3 protein-coding genes are annotated in these 6,752 nt (G+C 47.1%); all 3 read right to left on the minus strand.

What is annotated here, in order from left to right; genetic code table 11:
- Positions 1-45 precede the first annotated feature (45 nt).
- The 3 genes from VN105_RS27365 to VN105_RS27375 all read right to left on the minus strand — a co-directional run bounded on the left by VN105_RS27365 (position 46) and on the right by VN105_RS27375 (position 6,652).
- Complete coding sequence (locus VN105_RS27365) at positions 46-1,956, minus strand: RagB/SusD family nutrient uptake outer membrane protein (protein WP_325646253.1); 1,911 nt, start codon at positions 1,954-1,956, stop codon at positions 46-48.
- 19 nt (positions 1,957-1,975) lie between these two features.
- Positions 1,976-5,200, minus strand: a complete 3,225-nt coding sequence (locus VN105_RS27370; RefSeq protein WP_325646255.1) for a TonB-dependent receptor — start codon at positions 5,198-5,200, stop codon at positions 1,976-1,978.
- Positions 5,201-5,635: 435 nt separating this feature from the next.
- Positions 5,636-6,652 carry a GntR family transcriptional regulator gene (locus VN105_RS27375; protein WP_325646257.1) on the minus strand — a complete coding sequence of 339 codons (1,017 nt, stop codon included), beginning with the start codon at positions 6,650-6,652 and terminating at the stop codon, positions 5,636-5,638.
- Between the last annotated feature and the right edge of the window lie 100 nt (positions 6,653-6,752).

Below are 6,752 nucleotides of genomic sequence, written 5' to 3' on the forward strand. Positions count from 1 at the left end.
AAATTAAAACTGGTTTGAAATGATTTTGTCCTTTCCTGCCTGTTATCACCAATAAGGTGTTTGTACCAGGTTGGGATTGGTCAGCATGTCATAATCCTGGATGGGGAACAGGTAATCTCTCAATCCGAATACCGGCTGATATACATTGGTGAGCTGGTAGAATCCCTGTACGGTGCGCTGTTTTGCATTCCATCCCTGGAACGGGCCGTTGAGTACTGCCTGCAGTTCTTTCCATCTCCGGAGATCCCATCCTGCCTGTCCTTCAAAGGCCAGTTCTATTCTTCTTTCCTGGTGGATGATGGCTCTTAATCCTTCTTTAGAACCGTATTTGCCGGGATTACGGGAGAAGTTGGACCATGCCTGTACTACTCCCGGTAAACCGGCTCTTTCCCTTACCTTGTCGATGTAGCTGTATACTTCCGTACCGGGACCGCTCACTTCATTCAGGCATTCTGCATACAACAGCCACAGGGCGGGTAAGCGCATGAAAGGCCAGGAATAATTGGTTTGCACGGTCGTTTGTCCGAAGGCGGTTTGCCATGGCACCAGTTTCTTTGGCCAGTAGCCGGTAACGTTATAACGGGTAGGGGTATACGCAGCAAAACCATTCACGGCGTTTACGTAGTTGGCATTGTTGTCGTCGGTATTAGCGGAGCCAAACCAGAGACTGCCATCAAAGGCAACATCTGCATAGTAACGCGCTTCCCGGTAGAAGTTACCGCGGGCAGTGACATAGCCTTTGCGGATATAATACTTGTGTGCATCATCGCCGGCCTGTGTTTTATAGCGGTTGGCGTAGTCCCAGGTTCTGTCTTCATTAATAGGTACGCCGTTTTGTGTATAAAACAGTTCGGATTGCGCCATTGGAACGGAGAAGTTGGAATACACGGCAAAGCCATTGGAGGCTGCATCTGCAGTTACTCTTGGTGAAGCCATGTATTGCCAGCCGAATTGCGGGTTGAGGGTCCATACCTGTTCCGTATTCCATGGGTCGGTAACGGCGCCCTGCAGCGTTACCAGTTGTTTGGTACTGTCGGACATATGTACAATTCCCCCGCTGGCCCTGAACTGGTAAATAGCTGCGCCGGTGGCCACGGCGGCGTCAATTGCTTCCTTACAGGCGGTGGCGGCCCGTTGCCATTTTGAGGCATCATAGGCTACGGGGAAAAGGCTTTGTCCTTCTTTACCTTTGATAGCTGCATAATCAGGGTTACCGTTAAACAACGGGCTTGCCTGTGTAGCCAGTACTTCTGCTTTCACAGCCTTTGCAATTACGGAAGTAATGCGTCCTGCTTCTGCGCCTGCATTCTGGATTACATCCGGCAGGTCGGGAATGGCCTGGTCCAGCAGGCTTACTACGTAGCCAAAGCAGGAGTCAACGGATTGCTGTTTCAGCCGGGCTTCTTCTGTGGGTGTGTTTACCGGTAATGCTACATCAGAAAGAGGAATAGGGCCATACATCCTGATGAGCCAGTAATGATAATACGCCTTCAGGAACTTTGCTTCCGCCACCCACCTGTTGCGTTGGAACTGCGGCAGATCCAGTGGCTGGTCTACGTTGTCGAGAAAGGTATTGCACATGCGGATGGATTGCCACAGGTTTAATCCCATGTTATAACCATCCCAGAAATTCAATATAGGATTGGGGCTGTTCTGCAACCCGCGCATTACATTGAAACCATTATCGCCGCCTGCGCCGCCAAGCGTGTTTTTATCCAGCAGGTCTATCGGGAAAATCACTTCCCCCGAGCTGGTGAAACCTGCATTGCGCCTTACATCCGCCAGGCCCTGCATATTGGAATAACAACCAAACAGGTAAGCCTGTGTTTCATTTGCATTGGCAAATGAGCTGTTCAGCGTAGCTACGTTATCCGGTGTTACATCTAAGTATTTTTTACAGGATACTGATAAGATGACCGGCAATACTACCAACAATGTTCTTTTAAAAAATCTCATTGTTTTATATTTTTTATACTTAGAAATTAAGATTTACACCCAGGTTGAACACTTTCTGGATAGGATAAGCAAAACCATTACCCGCCTGCTCCGGATCCCACAGTTTGAATTTGCTGAAGGTGAGCAGGTTCAGACCGCTGAAGTACACGCGGAAGCTGGTTAACTTCAGTGGGGCGATCCATCTTTTCGGCAATGAATAACCCATTTCAACAGACTTCAACCGCATGAAGCTACCGTCACGTAACCACCAGGTACTGCTTTGTTCGTTGTTGGCAATGTGCGTGGTAGACAGGCGTGGCCACAGGGCGTACAGGTTCTGATTTTCTTCAGACCAGTGATTGTCTGCATACACCTGCAGCAGTTGGGCGTTATCTGCAAATGGTGCTGTAGCCTTCGGATCAATGAAGAAAGATTCCCTTGCCAGGCCCTGGAAAAATGCGCTCACATCGAAGCTTTTATACCCGAATGAAAAACCGAAACCATAAATGATCTGCGGTGTGGTAGGCAAGCCGATAGGCACCTGGTCGTCCTGGTTAATTACGCCATCGCCGTTAATATCCCGGTACTTGATGTCACCGCCTTTTGGAAACTCGCTGCCAAAGTTTTGTACAGGTGAATTAGCTGCTTCCTTGTCATCTACAAAAAGTCGTTCCGCTACATATCCAAACTGCTGGTTAACCGGGTTACCGGTAGAGAAGCGGTATGCATATTTATACTCCGGTTCTTCATAATAGCGCACCTTGTTATCTGTTACCGTGAGGTTAGCCATCACAGATAACCACATATCTTTTGAAAAATTCTGTTTGTAATCGAGATGAAGATCGAAGCCTTTTGAATCTACTTTACCAAGGTTTGCCTGGAGGTTATTGGAGGCAGAACCTTCGATACCTGCAGTAACAGGGATATAGCCACGTTTGATCAGGATATTGTAACGGTTTTCGTTGTATACTTCGGCTGTTACATTCAGTTTATCCGCGATCGTCATTTCCACTGCGAGGTTACCTTTTTTAGAAGTTTCCCAGGTTACATCCGGGTTAGGGTATGCCTGTATGGTAGTGCCTTTGAGGCTAAAGCTGTTATTGGTGCCAAAAGTAGCGCCCGGACCGTTGCCGTCATCCGGCGTTACGCTGGAGAGATAGAAGAAGCGCTGGTTGCCGATATTGTCATTCCCTACCAGGCCATAGCTTCCGCGCACCTTCAGGCGGGAAATAATTTTAGCGATACCGCCTTCCCAGAATGATTCGTTGGATACCACCCAGGCCCCGCCGATAGTGGGAAAGAAGCCCCAGCGGTGTTGTGGTGCAAATCTTTCTGATCCATTGTAGCCGAAGTTAAATTCGAGAAAATATTTCTTATCGAATGAGTAAGTAGCGCGTCCGGAAAACCCGAGGTTCCTGTAAGGCAGGGATCCTAACAAACTTCCGGCATTACCGTAAAGTGTTTGCTGACGGGTACCGATCAGCGTACCGCTCAGGTTACTTTTCCCGAAGTCGCGGTTGTAATCGATAGCGCCTTGTAAATAGATATAGCTATAGATATTCTTAGCACCTTCCGAGTAACCCAGGAACTCCTGGGCTTGTCCCGGGGAGCTGTTAAGCCAGTTGAGCACATAGGTATTGGCATCGGGGTCGTAGCTGCCTACACCGTAGTAGAAAGGTTTATAGGAGCGGCTCAGGTCAAAGTAGGAATAGCGGTTGGTGCTGAAAATACCCCTGAAGGAGAGTCCTTCTGTAATAAAATTAAAATCCTGGTTCAGCTCAAACTGCGCCGACATCCTGGATTCTGAAAAGTTTTTATACCCGTACATCAGGCTGGCGTAGGGATTATTCAGCAGGGAACCGTCGTTGCCATAAGCGCTGCCAAACAGGATATGTTTGGTATTAATATTATTTGCATCCGGTTCATAGTAAGCAGGAAATGCCACGGGGCTGGTATGCAGCGCTCTTGAGTACAGGTCGGTGGCCAACCCGGAGGCATCGCCGGTAATAGGTCCCGTATAGTCGTTGAAGTTACCCCAGAGCCTAACCACTGCTTCTGTTGTTTTGGTGATCTTTACGTTTACGTTGGAGCGCAGCTGGTAGTTTTCGAACTTCATCCCGGAGTTAAAGTTATTCACCGGGTTTACCTGTAAAATACCGTTGTCGCGGGAATAAGATCCGGCCATATAATATTTGGTCACATCTGATCCGCCCTGTACGCTGAAGTTAGCGCGTTTGGTGGTGGTCTGGTCTTTGAACAATGTCTTCATCCAGTCTACCGCCGGGTATACATACGGGTTGCTACCTGGTGCTTTGTCAATGGTGGCCTGTGTAGCAACGATGGTATTTGGCGTGAAGTAAGGTGTTGCCAGTGGATTCCTGGTAGTTACGGCTTCATTGTATTGTTTCATGAAGGTAATAGGGTCTGCCAGTTCCAGGTTTTGTGTAGGTGTAGAGATGGCATCTTCCAGGCGAACGCTTACCCTGGCTTTACCTGGTTTACCTTCTTTGGTAGTAACGAGGATCACGCCGTTGGCGCCCCTGGCGCCGTAGAGGGCTGCAGCGCTGGCATCTTTCAGGATAGAAAAGCTGGCGATATCATCTACCTGTAAACGGGCCAGGTCGTTGGCGCTCAGTTCCACGTTATCTACGAGGATAAGGGGACTGGCGCTGTATCCGAGCGTAGTAACACCACGGATAAAGAACTGGGAGTTATCCGCCCCGGGCTGGCCTCCGCGCTGGAAGGCAATTACACCCGCCATCTGCCCGGCCAGGGCATTGGTAAGGTTACTGGTGGGGATCTTCAGGTCGCCGGGATTGATACTGGTAACAGAGCCTACCACGGCTTCTTTTCTTTGTTTGCGGCCAAACGCGGTTACCACTACTTCATCTACCGAGGCGATCACGCTTTTCATGCGGATGTGATAATCTTTTTGCGTGGCGTTCACCACGAAACGTTGTTCTATAAAGCCTACGAAAGTTACCTGGATGGTAGCGCCTACGGCTACATCCAGGATAAATTTACCATTCCTGTCGGTAGCCGTTCCTGCGGAACTTCTTCCGTCTACAGCAATGGTGGCGCCTTCCAGCGACCTTCCGGCGGTATCAGACACCGATCCCGTAATAGTTACCCGGGCGGGCGCCTGCGCATAAGTGTTTCCTGCCATTATCATAAACAGCAGGATCAAAAGGTAGCAGGGAGTGGATAATGCCGTTGGCAACACGGCAGTAAATCTCTTCTTGTAGCAAGTAAATTTCCTGAACATATTAAGAGCAATTATTGGAAGTATAAAAAAACATAACGTGCGTTCATGCGCATGACGGTATTTTCCGTGCCTGGCGGGGCAAACGGCCATCATGAGTGTACGTGGTATTCAGCAATAAAAGGGAGAAAAAAGTTTTATTTCATAACGTTTACTTCATTCATTCCATCTTAACCTGGAAACTGATTCTAAGTAATAATGATTGATTCTGGTATCACGTGAAATAGGAATGTTATTCTGTACTATCCTATACTATCCTATAGCAAATATATATTTTTTTCATAACCGCCAAAAGAAATGCACGATTATTTTTTGCATATCTGCAAAAAAACGGGGAGTGGGTTAAACGGCAATCAGGTTAGGCTAAAACAATACCAGAACAGGCGTAAAGGATACGTTTAATAACGATCCTTTTGTATGAAATTTTATGAGATGGGGTTATAACGATTTCCTTCTGATAAGTACAGTGGGAATGATTTCCCGGATCTTTTCCCGGTTTAATACAAAAGCAGCGGCCTTTTCCGCCATCAGTTTAAAATCGGTAGTATAGGTAGTGATACCGTCGAAGATCAGTTCTTTTACTATATCATCGTTATGCGACAGGATACCGATGTCTTTGCCCGGCTTTAGTTTCATCTGTTTACAATCTTTGAGCATTGTCCACAGCTCGGCATTATTAATGGTGAAATACACCTTTCCCTTTTCCAGTGTGCCTGGCAGGTACTCGGGTTTTATCTCGCTTTTGATATTAAAATCCTTTACAAACTTCTTAAATGCCTGGAGGATTTCTATAGGTGTATCTGCCACCGGGCGGTGATAATATACCATGCCTTTATATTGTTTGATCACTCCTGCCAGCGCAGAAAAGGCTTTATAGGAAGCATGCTTAAACTCCTGCGCCACATAGGAATAATCACCGGGAATGGGTTCATAACGGTCAATCATCAGGAACTTATCCATTGGCAGTGCCCCCAGGATACCGGCAGTTTTATTATGCGGGATAGGTGCTATCACGTACATGCCGTATTTACCTTTCACGCTGTTTACGATACTTTGCAGTACCTCTATGTTATTATGATGAAAGAAGATATCTATATGCACATCTTTACCCAAACCGGCGCGGAAGGTTTTATAGAACATTTCCTGGAAGGCATCGAAGGCAAATAACACCAGTGCTATACGCAGGTGTTGCTTTATATTCACATTGGCTACGAAAAAGCCAACCCGGTTCCTGGGCTCTACAATGCCCCGGCTTACCAGCTCCTTATAAGCTTTGGCAATGGTTTCCCGGGCGAATCCAAATTCATTGATCAGCTCATTCACAGAGGGGAGCATATCGCCCTGTGCAAGTCCTTTATTTTGTATGGCATTTAAAATACCATTTACCAGTTGTTCATGTTTGGATAATCCGCTCACTGCCTCCATTTCATAAACCTGCTCAAATACGTGGTTCATAAGGGTTAATTAAGTTGTCACTGTTAATGGTGTTTTCCGGGAAAGCGATGGCTGCTGTCCTATTCTATTCCGGCAAAAATAATATTCCCTTTTTATATCT

The sequence above is a fragment of the Chitinophaga sp. genome (assembly GCF_035564935.1).
In the GTDB taxonomy this organism is placed as follows: Bacteria; Bacteroidota; Bacteroidia; order Chitinophagales; family Chitinophagaceae; genus Chitinophaga.

Coding starts and splice junctions, on each gene's coding strand:
- VN105_RS27365 (WP_325646253.1), bottom strand. CDS start 1,956: ATGAGATTTTTTAAAAGAACATTGTTGGTAGTATTGCCGGTCATCTTA.
- VN105_RS27375 (WP_325646257.1), bottom strand. CDS start 6,652: ATGAACCACGTATTTGAGCAGGTTTATGAAATGGAGGCAGTGAGCGGA.
- VN105_RS27370 (WP_325646255.1), bottom strand. CDS start 5,200: ATGTTCAGGAAATTTACTTGCTACAAGAAGAGATTTACTGCCGTGTTG.